A 14,872-nucleotide genomic window follows, 5' to 3' on the forward strand; every position below is an offset into this window, starting at 1 on the left:
CCCTCCCGAGGCGGGTTTTTTGTTTTCCGGATACCCTTTGAAGGTTCAGCGCCGCCGGCTTGAGTTGGCGGTACAGCGCCGTTCGGGACGCGCTGTGTTCGAGGGTGAAAGAAGCAAGTGGCGCAAGAGGTGCCTGGAATCCATAGCTTAGAAAGGAACGGTAGATCGACATGAAGAAGATTTCTCATCTGTTGGTGCTGACGGCAATCTGCACCATTACCGCCGCCATGGCGCCAGCTGGCGCCGCATATGCCCAGAATGCGCCCTACTGGCGAGCGGACTGGGAGGAGGGGCCTTGCACCGGAGCCTCGTGCTATACCGACTGGTCTTTCGTCCAGGCGGAGAATCCGGCGGAAGCCGATCCCAGCCTGAACGCAATTATCAGCGGCCTGGTCTCGACCGGCGCAGGGAATGTATCCTCGCACGGCGGCAACAGCTTCGGAAAGTTCGAAACGACGCTGGCTGCCATCAATGCCGGGAAGCCCCACTCCAAAGTCTACAAGGAGTGGCTCTTTGCAGGCGGCCTGGCCAAGAACGACGCTTTCGGACGTCCGCTCCAGGCGGTGTCGCCGTCAGGGATCGATGGAACTTATGTCGCGTGGTTTTTCATTTCCTCCGATTACCAATACGCGGGAAACGGCTGGACGAATATCTTCCAGTTCAAGGTGACCGAGCAATCGCCTTTCAAGCAAGACCCAACATGGTGGGTCAACCTGACCGACAATCCGACTGACGATGTGGTGATGCTGCATGTGGAGAATGCGGCGGCCGGAGTCCACAATCCGGCTAACGATGTTCCCGCCCCGAAGGGGCGCTGGTTTCAGCTGCGCGCGGATCTCTATGAAGGGGTAGGCATCGATTGGTATCTGGACGGGGTGTTTTGGCAATCGTCGTCGAACGCAACCTGGCCGGTCGGGCGGGATTCCGACGGATCAGGTACACCTCAGTCATTCGTGTTTGGCGTGGGCCACTATGGTGGAGTTGGCAAACTCTACACTGACGATGCCTACATGATTGCAAAGTAGCCACTGACACATTGTCGAAGTGCATAACAAGCTGCTTCGGGTCCAACCGGGCGGCTATTTTTGTACCTAGAGCGCGTCGCATTGAACGGATCCTGCGACGCGCTTTAAGTTTCTTGTTTTATGCATGTCGTTGTCGCAAAATCGTTGCGAGGCGCAACCGCAACTTATTGTGCCTTCACCTGATAGGCGGAGAGGCTCATCCGAGATATCGCCAAAAGCGGCTTCTCAATAAAACTATAGCTGGCCAGGGAGACGGCAATGCAGGCGGTGACAATAACCATGCCTGCGAGCCATGGTGATACATAGGCGCTTGCAACGACAGGAGCGGTCGCAAGCAGCACGATAGGATGTGTCAGATAGAGAGAGTAGGAAGCATCACCCAACCTTGCCAGCACGCGAGGAGCAAGAAGCCGGAAGTAGCTTTCCAGGCTTATGCAAGCCGCGACAAGGATCAACGCCGGGATTCCCTGAGCAAGGGTTCGCGGCAAGTTGAAGCCAAGGCCCATCACCAGCATGGACACGATGGCGAACACGAGTGCCGAGACACCCAGGACGGCAGGCGAACGCGCCAGCCTGCCGACCAGGTGGCCGAGAGCCATGCCGGCAAGGAACTCAAACAGGATTGGCGTGGTATAGAAAAACAGCACAGTATCGGCGGCGGGTTTGAAGATGATGCGCGCCGCTACGGCGATTGCAAAGACAACGCCGACCATGGCCATTTGCGTCAAGGTGCCAAGACCCATAGTTGCCGCGAACAGAATGTAAAACAGGATTTCCAGATTGAGCGTCCAACCCACGCCAAGCACTGGTTGGACATAACCTGTAACAGTGTCGAGATAGGGAATGAAAAGCAGGCTATTGGTGAGCTGCTCAAGAGACACTGCACGACCGGCAAACAACCAAAGTGCGGCGACCATGACGAAGGTCATAACCCAATAGAACGGAACGACGCGCGTGAAGCGCTGCATCAAAAAAGCACGATGGTCGCGACGTCTGTTCTCCGTCGAGAGAACCATGACAAAACCGCTGATGACGAAAAACAGATCGACACCACTGTTTAGGATGGGAATACCCAGATCGAGCATGCCCAGTGCGGCCGGAAGATGATAGATAACAACCATGAGGGCTGCTAGCCCCCGCAGGATCTGTACCGATGTATACTGTTGAACCCGGCGCGGCGCAGCGTGATCATTCTCTGGAATGATGTTCATCGAAAAATGGTCCCCTGTGCGGGGAGCATTAACACACGGGGTCGTTGATGTGCTGATTAATTGCTGGTTTAATTAATGCGTAAAGTTTTAGATAAGTTTTACTGACACCAGCACGCGGCTATACTTTAGACCCGCCCGACTTTGGCCTGCCTCTCTGTCAAAACCTGGCATCTCCCCAGTGAAGAGGAGATTGGCTGTTTCCCCGCGCTAACGGCTGGTCTCGAAGATAGCGACGGCTGCCGCTGTCAGCGCGGCGTTACCGGGTGCTACTGTTCCATCAGGAAGCTCCTTGCCGTCTTCCAGCCCGACGCGCGTCGACCAACGGCGTTCCGCCGCCCGGTGCACGAAAGGCCAGACCGTGGCGTCGGCACCGTGCAGCAGGATCGCCCGGCGCATCCCGGCGCCGTCGAGCACGGCGGCGATATCGTCACTGACCTCCAGCGCCGCGTCCAAGGGCTGCTCGGAGATTTCGAGCAGGATGCGCAGCACCCGTTTGCCATGGTCGAGGCTCACCAGGCGTTCGGCGTCGGCGACGGAGGCAAGCCCCGCCTCGATGCCGATGCCGCGCTGGCGCAGACTCTCCATGACGGCGGGCGCGGCGTCTTCGCTCAGATTGACCGAGGCATAGTCGGGCAGCTCGCTCCAAGCGGCGATCGCGGCCAGCGTCCGCTCGTCGTCATTCTCGATCCAGGCGCCGGTCGACACGCCGATCAGCGTTCCAGGGCAGGCGCGACGAAGCGCTAGCACAGTCTGGTCCATCGCCGCCGGAGCCAGGCTTTCGCGGCCGTCCAGCCCGCGCGCATGGACATGCAGCTCAGCCGCGCCGGTGGCGACGCAGGCGGCGCCGTCGCGCGCCATGGCCTCCGCGTCGAGCGGCAGGTTGGGGTGGAAATCGGCGCTGCGCGCGCCATTGATGCAGGTCTGGACAATCATGCTATGGGCAGTCCGGTTGCGGTTGCTGCCAGTCTAGCGCGGGCCAGTGAAAACCGGAATCGCGCTGGCGAAGGCTCCTGACATATGGACGTGGCACAGCCTGAATCAGTCTGGCAGAATGCACCTATATCGTGTTGTTCGGCTTAGTCTTCTTAGCAAACGAACATCCGTCGGGCAGAGTTACGGCGAAACACCCAACTCGCGTAATGCAGCGTTGGCGGCACGGTATTCGATAAAACTCTTTGGACAATGGCTGACGGTATGCCTGTAAAGCCATAGGGCGTGATCGCGTTGCCCTTTGAGCCGGCTGAGTTCTGCGTTGTAGAAACCGATCTCGCAAAACTTGCCGTGTTTCTTGGTTGGATCCGAGTCATCGGCGTCGTTCAATGTCGCGGTGGGCGTCTTTTCGCCAAGCAGCATTCGAACCACAGGCGCCGGCCACTTCGTCATGTCGAGCTTGGAAGCTGCCTTCCGCAAATGGCCCGCCGCACCGTTGCGTCGTTCAACAATATCCAGCCAGATGGCAAAATAGGCGTAGTCGGGCCTGAGCGCGGCCGCCTTTTCAAAGTCAGCCTGCGCCTTGGCCAGCGAGCCAGAATAGAAATAGAGAACACCCCTGTTTGAGTAGCTGTACGGATAATTCGGATCGAGCAGGATCGCTTGGTCGAAGTCAGCAATGGCTCGACCGTCGCCGGCCTTTCCCATCCAGGCAATGCCGCGGTTGTGGTAAATTCTTGCATTTTTCGGATCGAGACCAATCGCCCGGTCGTATTCGTCGATGGCCCGATCGTACTCACCTCGCTTGTTCCAGAGAAAGCCTCGGTTGCTGTAGGCGATGGCAAGTGTTGGGTCGATATCGATTGCGTGGCTGTAGTCCGCGAAGGCGCGAACATCGTTCTCCTTTGCCACCCAGGCCAAGCCCCGATTATTATACGCGAGGGCTTGTTTCGGGTCGAGCTTGATCACCTGGTCGTAGTCGGCGATGGCGCGATCATTGTCTCCCTTGCTAGCCCAGGCGATACCTCGATTGAAGTACGCTTTGGGGTCTTTCGGATCGAGGCTGATCGCCTTGTCGTAGTCGGCGATGGCGCGGTCATTGTCGCTCTTGCCTGACCAGGCCACCCCTCTGTTGTACCAGATGCTCTCATCGTTCGGATCGAGGCTGATCACTTGGTTGTAGTCGGCGATAGCACCGTCAAAATCGCCGCCCGTCAGCCGGGCGTTGCCGCGCCGGTAGTAGGCATGTGCGTTTTTCGGATCGAGGCTGATCACCTTGTCATAGTCGGCCAGCGCGCGCTCCTCTTCGCCCCTGCCGGTCAACGCATCGGCTCGGCCATTCAGGGAACCGACGTCGTTCGGGTTGAGCCTGATGGCCCGGTCGAAGTCGGCTATCGCGCGGTCGTCGTCGCCTTTGCGTGACCAGATCAGCCCACGATTGTGGTAATTTCTGCCGTCTTCGGGATCGAGGCTGATTGCCCTGTCATAGTCGGCCAAAGCCCGGTCGTCCTCGCCCTTGAAGGTCCAGGCGACGCCGCGGTTGTAGTAGGCATCGCCATATTTCGGGTCCAGGCTGATCGCCTTGTCCAGATCGGCGATGCCCTTGTCGTAGTCGCCCTTGAAGACCCAGCTGATGCCCCGGTTGTAGTAGCCGCTGGCGACGGTCGGTGCGATGCCGATGAACGCGCTGTAGTCGGCGATCGCGCGGTCATAGTCGCCTCGTTCCGTCAGGGCATTGCCGCGCTTGAAATAGGCAATACCGCGGTTTTCGAGGGGCTCTGTCGCATCCTCGATCATGCGCGTGCAGGCGGCGATCCGCGTGCTGGCCTCGACCTTGTCGTCGCTGACGCAGTCGCTGCTGGCGGACAAGGCCGGGAGCGCCGAGACCAGCATCGCGACGAGGCAAACGAGGAATTGCCGGACTGCCCCCTCCCTTTGTCGAACCCGTCCGCTCAATTCGCCCCCCCCCATCGCGGCAAGCCCCGCTGCATTGTATTCAACGAAATCCCCGAGACAATCGCTAACGAGTTCACCCGGCAAGAAACGGGTGGTCCGCGCGCGCCGTTTCACCCATCTCAATGACAGAGAAGCCACAGGAGGCGAAGCCATGACCATCCATTCGATAGGCGCGAAAGCGGCGGTGAAATCGGCGGAGGTGCGCGTTGCCGGATATGACTGGCGGAAGCTGGCCGATGAGTTGAGCGGCTATGGCTGCGCGGTGATGGAAGAGCTGCTGACGCCGCAGGAGTGCCGGCAGATTGCCGGACTTTATCCGGACGAGAGCCATTTCCGCAGCCATGTCCACATGGCGCGGCATGGTTTCGGCAAGGGCGAGTACGGCTATTTCCGCTATCCCTTGCCCGATCTGATCGGCGGCTTGCGCACCGCGCTCTATCCGCGCCTGGCTGCGGTCGCCAACGACTGGAACGAGCGCATGGGTATCGCGCAGCGCTATCCCGACGAACACGCCGCGTTCCTCGAGCAATGCCACGAGCAGGGCCAGACGCGGCCGACGCCGCTCCTGCTGCAATATGTCCCCGGCGACTTCAACTGCCTGCACCAGGATCTCTACGGCGATCTTGCCTTCCCGCTGCAGGTGGCGATCCTGTTGTCCGAGCCCGGCAAGGATTTCACCGGCGGCGAATTCGTGCTGACCGAGCAGCGTCCGCGCATGCAGAGCCGCGCCGAGGTGGTGCCGCTGCGCCAGGGCGATGCAGTCGCCTTCGCGGTCCACAATCGTCCGGTCCAGGGCAGCAAGGGCAATTACCGCGTCAACCTCAGGCACGGCGTCAGCCGGCTACGCTCCGGCATGCGCCACACTGTCGGTATCATCTTCCACGACGCCAAGTAACCGAGCCTCTCGGCCCGGCGGCGATTACCTGGAAAAATCGCTGCGCACGATGCCGTGGCGCTGGAGCTTGTCGTAGAAGGTCTTGCGCGGAATCCCCAGCGCTTCGATCGTGCGCCTGACATCGCCCTCGTTGCGGCCAAGCGCCTCGCGGATGATGTCGGCCTCGTAGCGCTCCAGCCGCTCCGGCAGCTTCATGGCGGCGTTCGATTCAGTTGGGGCAGGGGGTTGTGCTTCGGCGCCTTCCTCCAATCCAAGCACGAACCGCTCGGCGAAATGCGCCAGTTCGCGCACATTGCCCGGCCAGTCATGGTCGCTCAGATGGCGATGTACCGTCGCCGGCACTGCCGGCACCCGACGATGGAAGCGGGCGGCGGCGCGCTCGGCGAAATAGAAGAACAGCAGGGCGACGTCGTCGCGGCGCTCGCGCAGCGGCGGAATGGAGATCGTCACCACGTTGAGCCGATAGTAGAGATCCTCGCGGAAGGCGCCGCGCTGGCGCGGATCGCCGAGATCGACCTTGGCGGCGGCGACGACGCGCAGATCCACCGGCCGCACCTCGTTGGTGCCGAGCGGAGTGACCTCGCGCATCTCCAAGACGCGCAGCATCTGCACCTGTGTCGAGACCGGCATGCTTTCGATCTCGTCGAGGAACAGCGTGCCGCCGCTGGCATGCTCGATGCGGCCGATCCGTTTCTTCTGCGCGCCGGTGAAGGCGCCGGCCTCATGGCCGAACAACTCGCTCTCGATGACGGTCTCCGGCAGCGTACCGCAATTCAGCGCGACGAAATTGCCCTTGGCGCGGCGGCTCCAGCGATGCAGAAGGCTTGCCACCACCTCCTTGCCGGAGCCGGTCTCGCCGGTCACCAGCACGTCGACATCGGTGTCGGCGATCTGGCGCAGTGTGCGGCGCAGCCTGTCCATCGCCGGTGTCTGGCCGATCAGCGGCAGGCCGTCCTGCGCCTCTCCGGCCGCCTCGCGCAAGGCGCGGTTCTCCATCACCAGGCGGCGCTTTTCCGCTGCGCGACGCACGCTCTGCACCAGCCGGTCGGCGGCGAAAGGCTTGGTGATGAAGTCGTAGGCGCCGTCCTTGATCGCCTTGACGGCCATGGCGATGTCGCCATGCCCGGTGACGAGGATGACGGGAATGTCGGCATCCAGCCGCAGGATGCGGTTGAAAAGCTGCAAGCCGTCGATCTGCGGCATGCGGATATCGGACACCACGACGCCGGCAAAATCGGCGTCGAGCCTGGCCAGCGCCTCGGCCGCCACCGCAGAGGCCGAGATCGAGAAGCCGGCAAGCTCCAGCGTCTGCGCGGTGGCCTTGAGGAGATCGCGATCGTCGTCGATCAAGATGACCGGCGCGGCATTGTCGTTCGTCATGATGGCTTACGCTGCTTTCATGAGATGGATGGAGAAGCGGGTGCCGCCGTCGTTGCTTGAAACCTCGATGCGGCCGCCATAATCGGCGACGATGTCCTTCGAGATGACGAGGCCAAGGCCGAGGCCTTTTTCCTTGGAGGTGTTGAACGGCGTGAACAGCGACTTGAGAATCCCGGGCGGAATGCCAGGTCCGTTATCGGACACGCCGACCGTCACGCCGTCCGCGGTCTCCTCGACCGATACCTGCACATAAGCGTCGTCGCGGCCGTCGAGTGCTTCGAGCGCGTTCTGGAAGAGGTTGATCAGCACCTGTTCGAGCCGGACCCGATTGCCCATGACTTTGAGGCTCGGCGGCGGCAGGTCGATGGCCAATGCGTCGAGCCGACCGGCAAAGCGGCTTCTCAACAGCATGACCGCGCCCTCGACAACACCACGTAATTCAACAGGCTCGGCGGCGGTGCGGCCCTTGCGGGCAAATGCCTTCAACTCCTCGGTGATTGAGCCGATGCGTTCGGTAAGTGCTGCAATGGCGCCGAGGTTTTCCTCGGCCGGCCCGGTCTGCTTGCGGTCGAGGAAGGTGCGGGCATTGTCGGCATAGGCGCGGATGGTGGCGACCGGCTGGTTGATCTCATGGGCGACACCGGCGGCGACCTGGCCGAGGATGGCGAGGCGGTTGGCCTGGACCAGATCCTGCTGCACGATTTGGAGCTTGGCTTCGGTGCTGCGGTGGCCTGCTATCTCGGCCTGCAGCCGGTCGCGGGCTTGGCTCAGATCCTCGGTGCGTTCGACGACGCGGCGTTCGAGTTCGGTGCGCGCCGCCTGTTCGGCGGCAATCCGCATCTGCGCCGACTGCCGCCGCCACAACAGATACGCGGCCAGGCCGAGCAGCGGGACGACGGCACCCAGTGCCAGAAGCCGCATTTCGCGGACGGCAGCGGCGATCGGCGCTTCGGCCGGGATCAGATAGTCGAGCTGCCATGGGGTCGAAGGGACCGGCGTGGAAAGGCTGAGATACTCCGCCTCACTGCCGCCGGGCGTCACCGCGTGGACGATCGACACATCCGGGCTGAGCGCCTGCCGGTGCATGATCGGCAGCGGAACCAGCGGCGCGTCGCCGAACTGTTGGCTGTCGCGGATCGCGGCTTGCTCAGGTCCGGCCAGCGGCGCGGTTGTCATGAAGCGCCAGGACGGCACGCTGGTGATCAGCACGACGCCGTTCTCGTCGCTGACATAGGCCGGGCGGTTGGCCTCGCGCCAGTCGGCTTCGAGCTGGTCGAACTCCATCTTGACGACGACGACGCCGAGCGGTGCGGCGGCATCGCCGACGCGTCGCGAAATGTAGAGGCCGGGACGCTTGCTGACATTGCCGAGCGCAAAGTACTCGGCGGTTCCGGCCTGCATTGCGCCGGAGAAATAATCGCGAAAACGGTAGTCATTGCCGACGAAGCTGATCGGCTCGCGCCAGTTGCTGGAGGCGATCGCCAGTCCGTCGGTGCCGACGACATAGAGCACCGACGCCTTGGTGCCGGAGACCAGCCCCTCGAGCTTGCGGTTCAGAACATCGATTGCCGCGGCATTTTTCTGCGACAGCGCGTCACGCACTTGCTCGTCCGCGGACAGAAGCAGCGGCAGGGCGCGCGGGCTTTCGAGCACGGCGCGCAGCAGCGCGACCTTCAGATTGGCGTCGGTACGCCCCTGCGCCGCCAGGGTCCCGACCTCGGCGGTGCGGCCGTAGAGGCCGGCACCGTAGAGCGCTGCCGTGACGATCAGCAGGGCGACGGCCGCAAACAGCAGCCAGGCTCGGCGCGCCCGCCTGGCGAGTTGCTCGGGCGTCGAAGACAAGGCACCGGCGGGGCGTTGCAGCATCGCCCATTTGTGCATGAACTCGCACAAAACACAATTCGACCTATGCGGAGATTCGCACTTGTCTGTGTGTCCAGCAGTGCGGACATTTGTGAATGCTCAACAAAATCAATGATGAAAGGCCCTTCTGCGTATCTGGCACGGCTGTTGCAAACACGAATTCAGCAGTCGCGAGGCTGCTGGTCAAAACAACTGCCCCGGGGAGTCGAGCTTTCGATCGGGGCGCCATGGAGGACGTCATGCAGACAGCAATCGCTGCCGCCGAGCCGCGCGGCAAACTTCCCTTATACCGGCATCTTTATGTGCAGGTGCTGGCGGCGATCGCCGCCGGTGTGCTGCTCGGCCACTTCTATCCGGAAACCGGCGAGGCGATGAAGCCGTTCGGCGATGCCTTCATCAAGCTGGTGAAGATGGTGATCGCGCCGGTGATCTTCCTGACGGTGGCGACCGGCATCGCCGGTGTTTCCGACCTGCAGAAGGTCGGCCGCGTCGCCGGCAAGGCGATGATCTATTTCCTGGTGTTCTCGACGCTGGCGCTTGTCGTCGGCCTGGTCGTCTCCAATATCGTCCAGCCCGGCGCCGGCATGCACATCAATCCGGCCACGCTCGATACCACCAAGGTGACGGCCTATGCCGAGAAGGCGCACGACACAACCATCGTCGGCTTCCTGATGAACATCATCCCCGACACCATCACCGGCGCCTTCGCGCAGGGCGACATCCTGCAGGTGTTGTTCTTCTCGGTGCTGTTCGGTGTCGCCCTGGCACTGGTCGGCGATCGCGGCCGTCCGGTCGTCGATTTCCTGCAGGCACTGACCACGCCGATCTTCCGCCTCGTCGCCATCCTGATGAAGGCCGCACCGATCGGCGCCTTCGGCGCCATGGCCTTCACAATCGGCAAATACGGCATCGGCTCGATCGCCAACCTCGCCATGCTGATCGGCACATTCTACCTGACCGCGCTGCTGTTCGTGCTGGTGGTGCTCGGCGCGGTTGCCCGCTACAATGGCTTCTCGATCCTGGCGCTGATCCGCTACATCAAGGAAGAGCTGCTGCTGGTGCTCGGCACCTCGTCCTCGGAAGCGGCATTGCCGGGCCTCATGGCCAAGATGGAGCGCGCCGGCTGCAACCGCTCGGTGGTCGGCCTGGTCATCCCGACCGGCTATTCCTTCAATCTGGACGGCACCAACATCTACATGACGCTGGCGGCGCTGTTCATCGCGCAGGCGACCGACACGCCACTCACCTACGGCGACCAGATCCTGCTGCTCGCCGTCGCCATGCTGAGCTCCAAGGGTGCCGCCGGCATCACCGGCGCCGGCTTCATCACGCTGGCGGCAACGCTTTCGGTCGTCCCCACCGTGCCGGTCGCCGGCATGGCGCTGATCCTCGGCGTCGACCGCTTCATGTCGGAATGCCGGGCGCTGACCAACTTCATCGGCAATGCGGTGGCGACAGTGGTGGTGGCACGCTGGGAGGGAGAACTCGACCAGACGAAGTTTGCCGCCGCCATGGCCGGCGACTTGCCCGAGGAAGTCGACCTGTCGCTGCCGGGTTTGCAGGCCGCCTGACTGTCTCGGCCACGTGACTATAAGCCCCGGAGGCGGTTCGCCGGCTCTGGGGCAAAAGCACCGGCCCGTCGCGGCATGCCGCCTGTAACGCAACCTGAAGTGGCCCTGTTTTCGATGCGGGGCTTGTTCCAGCCGCATTTGAAGGCCAGTATCCGCCATGCCTTCAAGGCACCCGTCCGCTTCGCTCCTGACCTGATCGCGAGGCGAGACATTTTCCGTCGGGCTCGGTTGCGACATCACCTTGGCCGAACCGTCTGGGCTTTTGCTGCCGCCGACCCCTTACCATGGCAGCAGCCCTCGAAGGCATGGCGGCCTCAGTACGAAGTCGCAAAGCGAAACGTGACCCGTCTCCTGATAGAAAGCGCAGGCTTTCTCCCAGGGAACTCGTTGCGCGCCAAGAGGGCGCTTGAAGAGGGGGGGCAGGCCCATGAGCGGGCCTTTGCCGAACCAAAGCAAGATGCGAGGTCAAACGCGATGCAGACTGTCCCGAGAATTCCGGTATCCATCATCATCCCGAACTACAACTACGCGCGGTTCCTCAAACGCAGCATCGACAGCGCCCTCGAGCAGGACTACGCGGATGTCGAAGTCATCGTCGTCGACGATGCATCGCAGGACAATTCCACGACAATCATGGAATCGTATCGCGACGAGATCCTCGCATGTCCGCGAGCGCAAAATGGCGGACACGCCGCGGCATTCAACACCGGCTTCGCAGCGAGCTCGGGCAAGATCGTCCTGTTCCTCGACGCCGACGATTATCTCTATCCGACCGCCGTCTCCACCATCGTCGAGACCTGGGACGAGGCAACCGCCCAGGTCCAGTCCAGACTGCACATCGTCGACGAAGGGCAACGCATCAAGGATGTCTTTCCGCCGCCCGAACTGGCTTTCGACAGCGGCGACGTCATGCCGAAACTCCTGCACAAGGGCCGCTATCAGACGACCGTGACCAGCGGGCTCGCCTTTGACCGCGCAACGCTCGAATCGATCATGCCGATACCGGAGCCGGAGTTCCGCCAGGGCGCTGACGGCTATCTGGCAACGCTGGCGCCGATGTACGGGCACGTCCAATCCATCGACGAATGCCTCGGCGCCTACCGGATCCACGGCGCCAACCATTCGGTCTTCGGCGAAAAGCTCGCCGAGCGGGCACGCTGGCGGGTAACCCACGATTTCCGCCGCATGCAGGCACTGTCGGACCAGGCCTCCGGGATCGGCCTGACCATCGTGCCGTCGGATGCTGTCCGCCACGATCCGGTCCACCTGGAGGAGCGGCTGGCGTCGCTCTGCGCCGACAGAGACCGACATCCGGTGGCCGACGATTCCCGGCTGGCGCTCGGGGCGGCCGGCGCCGTCGCCAGCCTCGAAATGACCGCATCCCTGCGGCGGCGCGTCATCCTTGCCGCATGGTTCCTGTCGGTCGGGGTGTTGCCGCGGAAAATGGCCACGGCGGTGCTGTCGTGGAAGCTCGATGCGTCGTCGAGGCCGGCATTTTTGAGCCGCCTGTCCAAGAGAATCCGCCACGCTATGGGGTAGTGGGTGGCGCAGTGACACAACGCCGCCAGGTTTTCGGGAGGTCTGGCAACCCGGGTAGATTTCGAGCAATATCACTATGGGCACGTGGCGACCCAACCGAAGGACAACCAGCCCATGACCTGTTATAAGCCGATGCGTCCGATGGAGCGCTGCCCATCCCACCCTGGGGCGCCGCTCGACGACATTATCCCGGCAACCGGAAAGACCAAGGTGGAAATCGCCAATCTGCTCGGAATCTCGCGCCAGCAGCTTTACGACATCATCCGCGAAAAGAAGCCGGTCTCGCCGGCCGTCGCGGCGCGCCTTGGAAAGATGTTCGGCGACGGCGCCGCGATCTGGCTCAGGATGCAGGCCGCTTACGATGCGTGGCACGCGGAGCGCGAGGTTGACGTCAGTGCCATTCCAAGGCTGCATGCTGCCTGAGATGCAATAGATCGGCCGAACCACCGAGGCTCACAAATCGATCACGGTCCCGCCTGCCTGGACCGGTCCTGCGGTTCAACGGCTCGCTCGACCAGGACATGCGCTTCCCGCGCGGCCTCGATGAACGCGTCCCTGGCGGCTTCGGTCCAGCGGTCGTCGCTCATAGCGCGGCGGCATGTGCGCCGTGCCAAGCCGTGTTTGGCGCTGCCAGCGTCGCGCCAGTGGGCTTCCAGCAATTCGACAGCCTGCCGTGCGTTGGAAATGTTGCGGATATCTCCCACGATGCCGACCGCAACCGCAACCGGCTTGGAAAACCATCCTTGATTCATGGCGAAGCCTTCGACGTGTTGAACTACCTATAACGAAAATCGTGGCGCAAGGTTTCATTCGCGCCAGTCACCGCGGCAGTGAGGCGGCCCTCACTGCGCCGCGCGCAGCCTGACCACGACGCTGCGCGCCACAAGCACCAGCACCGTGATGACGATCAGGATCACCGAGAGTGCGGCGATCGCCGGGTCGATGTTGTCGCGCAGGCCCATCCACATCAAGCGCGGCAGCGTGATGGCGTTGACCGAGGTGATGAACAGGGTGACGCCGATCTCTTCCCAGGACAGCACGAAGGACAACAACGCCGCGGTGACGATGCCGAACTTGATGTTGGGCATGATGATGCGGGTGGCGCGCTCCCACACGGTGGCGCCGAGGCCGCGCGCGGCAAGATCGATGCGGCGGTCGAGCTGGCTGAGCGACACCAGGATCAGCACCGTGGCGAAGGGCACCGTCATCACCGCATGCGCCATGGCGACACCCAGCCAGGTGTCATAGCCGAAGAACGACGAGAAACCCGAGATCGAGGTCAGCAGGAAATAGAGCGTGATTGCCGAGACCACCGGCGGTACCACCATCGGCAGCAGCACGAAGCCGACCAATGCTGCGGTGAAGCGCGGCTGGAACATCCAGACGCCGAGGCCGAAGCAGAGCGCGAGCACGGTGGAAAAGGCGCTGCTGACGACGCCGATCCTGATCGAGAGCAGGATCGAGTTGATCCAGCGCGGATCCTCGATCAACGCCCGGTAATGGCGCAGCGACAATTCGCCCGACGGCATCGCCAGCATGCGGCTCGGCGTCAGCGACACCGGAATGACGGCGAGCAGCGGCAACAGCAGAAACAGCGCGACCAGGGCGGCGAGGACCAGCGAGACGGGACCGGGGCGATAGGTCGGCATCGCGCTACACCAACTGCTTTGGTCTGATATAGCGGAACAGCAGCGCCATCAGCGCGCCGACGAACAGCACCAGCACCACGCTGATCGCAGCGCCCAGGCCCCAGTCCGGGCTCTGGAAGATGCGGAGATAGATCAACTCGGCGATCATCACGCTACGACCGCCGCCGAGGATCGCCGGCGTGACGAAGAAGCCGAGCGAAAAGACGAAAACGATCAGCGCCGAGCCGATGATGCCGGAGCGGGTCATCGGCACGAACACCGACCAGAAGGTCCGCATGCGGCTGGAGCCGAGGCCGCGCGCCGCCAGCAGCACGCGGTCGTCGAGACTGCGCATCGAAGAGGCCAGCGGAAACACGGCGAAGGGGATGAGGAAATGCGTCATGCCGACGATGACGCCGAACTCGTTGCGCACCAGCGCCAGCGGCTCCGAGATGAAGCCGACCGCCTGCAGCCAGGTGTTAATCAGGCCGCGATTGGACAAAAGCGCCACCCAGCCGAAGGCGCGGGTCAGCACCGAGATCCAGAACGGCACCAGGATGCAGAATTCGGCCACGACGCGCTGCACCGGCGTGCCGCGCACCCAGACAACGGTGATGGCGTAGGCGGCGGCAACCGAAACGATCGTCACGATCGCCGCGATGCGCAGCGTGCGGATAAAGACCGACTGCACCAACTGATCCGTGAGCAGCGCATTGTACTGCCCCAGCCCCGGCGTGGGCAGCGTAAAACTCCATTTGACCACGCCGAGGAATGGCCAGGCATAGGCCAGCACAAGAAAGAGGAGCAGCGGCGCCATCAACAGCGCCGCGCCCATCCTGTCGGAGAGGTATGCTCTCATCCGGTTATCCCGGCT

Annotated in this window: 13 protein-coding genes; 5 read left to right on the top strand and 8 right to left on the bottom strand. The window is 62.6% G+C overall.

All coding sequences use genetic code 11. The annotated features are described in order from the left end of the window. The first annotated feature begins 170 nt into the window (after positions 1 to 170). On the top strand, positions 171 to 1,025 hold the full coding sequence (locus tag NKH71_RS14010; RefSeq protein WP_023720606.1) for a hypothetical protein: 855 nt from the start codon (positions 171 to 173) through the stop codon (positions 1,023 to 1,025). 164 nt (positions 1,026 to 1,189) lie between these two features. On the opposite strand, the gene NKH71_RS14015 is transcribed toward NKH71_RS14010, so the two are convergent. The 3 genes from NKH71_RS14015 to NKH71_RS14025 all read right to left on the bottom strand — a co-directional run bounded on the left by NKH71_RS14015 (position 1,190) and on the right by NKH71_RS14025 (position 5,236). Next, positions 1,190 to 2,236 (bottom strand): acyltransferase family protein, encoded by a 1,047-nt coding sequence (locus NKH71_RS14015; protein WP_352788128.1) that lies wholly within the window; start codon positions 2,234 to 2,236, stop codon positions 1,190 to 1,192. A 207-nt stretch (positions 2,237 to 2,443) separates the two neighbouring features. Continuing rightward, positions 2,444 to 3,169, bottom strand: a complete 726-nt coding sequence (locus NKH71_RS14020) for a 3-keto-5-aminohexanoate cleavage protein (RefSeq protein ID WP_023720602.1) — start codon at positions 3,167 to 3,169, stop codon at positions 2,444 to 2,446. A 180-nt stretch (positions 3,170 to 3,349) separates the two neighbouring features. Beyond that, a complete protein-coding gene (locus tag NKH71_RS14025; RefSeq protein WP_352895124.1) occupies positions 3,350 to 5,236 on the bottom strand; it encodes a tetratricopeptide repeat protein in 1,887 nt (628 codons plus the stop codon). 37 nt (positions 5,237 to 5,273) lie between these two features. Here NKH71_RS14025 and NKH71_RS14030 point away from each other — a divergent pair, with 37 nt between their 5' ends. Then, a complete protein-coding gene (locus NKH71_RS14030; protein WP_352549784.1) occupies positions 5,274 to 6,017 on the top strand; it encodes a 2OG-Fe(II) oxygenase in 744 nt (247 codons plus the stop codon). 24 nt (positions 6,018 to 6,041) lie between these two features. Here the strand turns inward: NKH71_RS14030 and NKH71_RS14035 are convergent, their stop codons facing one another. Together NKH71_RS14035 and NKH71_RS14040 are read right to left on the bottom strand one after the other, a co-directional pair. Continuing rightward, positions 6,042 to 7,397, bottom strand: a complete 1,356-nt coding sequence (locus tag NKH71_RS14035; protein WP_352788133.1) for a sigma-54-dependent transcriptional regulator — start codon at positions 7,395 to 7,397, stop codon at positions 6,042 to 6,044. A 6-nt stretch (positions 7,398 to 7,403) separates the two neighbouring features. Beyond that, entirely contained in the window at positions 7,404 to 9,263 is a 1,860-nt protein-coding gene (locus NKH71_RS14040) for a sensor histidine kinase (protein WP_352895125.1), read from the bottom strand. 236 nt (positions 9,264 to 9,499) lie between these two features. Between NKH71_RS14040 and NKH71_RS14045 the strand changes: the two genes are divergently transcribed. The 3 genes from NKH71_RS14045 (at position 9,500) to NKH71_RS14055 (ending at position 12,793) form a co-directional block, all read left to right on the top strand. Then, complete coding sequence (locus NKH71_RS14045) at positions 9,500 to 10,831, top strand: dicarboxylate/amino acid:cation symporter (RefSeq protein ID WP_352788138.1); 1,332 nt, start codon at positions 9,500 to 9,502, stop codon at positions 10,829 to 10,831. Between the two features lie 474 nt (positions 10,832 to 11,305). Further along, positions 11,306 to 12,370, top strand: coding sequence for a glycosyltransferase family 2 protein (locus tag NKH71_RS14050; protein WP_023720595.1), 1,065 nt, complete (start codon positions 11,306 to 11,308; stop codon positions 12,368 to 12,370). A gap of 114 nt (positions 12,371 to 12,484) precedes the next feature. Beyond that, a complete protein-coding gene (locus NKH71_RS14055) occupies positions 12,485 to 12,793 on the top strand; it encodes a HigA family addiction module antitoxin (RefSeq protein WP_352788141.1) in 309 nt (102 codons plus the stop codon). Positions 12,794 to 12,834: 41 nt separating this feature from the next. Here NKH71_RS14055 and NKH71_RS14060 read toward each other — a convergent pair whose 3' ends face one another. The 3 genes from NKH71_RS14060 to NKH71_RS14070 all read right to left on the bottom strand — a co-directional run bounded on the left by NKH71_RS14060 (position 12,835) and on the right by NKH71_RS14070 (position 14,857). Further along, positions 12,835 to 13,122 (bottom strand): DUF982 domain-containing protein, encoded by a 288-nt coding sequence (locus tag NKH71_RS14060; protein WP_352481695.1) that lies wholly within the window; start codon positions 13,120 to 13,122, stop codon positions 12,835 to 12,837. Positions 13,123 to 13,212: 90 nt separating this feature from the next. After that, entirely contained in the window at positions 13,213 to 14,019 is an 807-nt protein-coding gene (locus NKH71_RS14065) for an ABC transporter permease (protein ID WP_023720592.1), read from the bottom strand. 4 nt (positions 14,020 to 14,023) lie between these two features. Continuing rightward, entirely contained in the window at positions 14,024 to 14,857 is an 834-nt protein-coding gene (locus NKH71_RS14070; RefSeq protein ID WP_031194462.1) for an ABC transporter permease, read from the bottom strand. Positions 14,858 to 14,872 lie beyond the last annotated feature (15 nt).

The organism is Mesorhizobium sp. M0983 (genome assembly GCF_040318975.1).
Classification (GTDB): Bacteria; Pseudomonadota; Alphaproteobacteria; order Rhizobiales; family Rhizobiaceae; genus Mesorhizobium.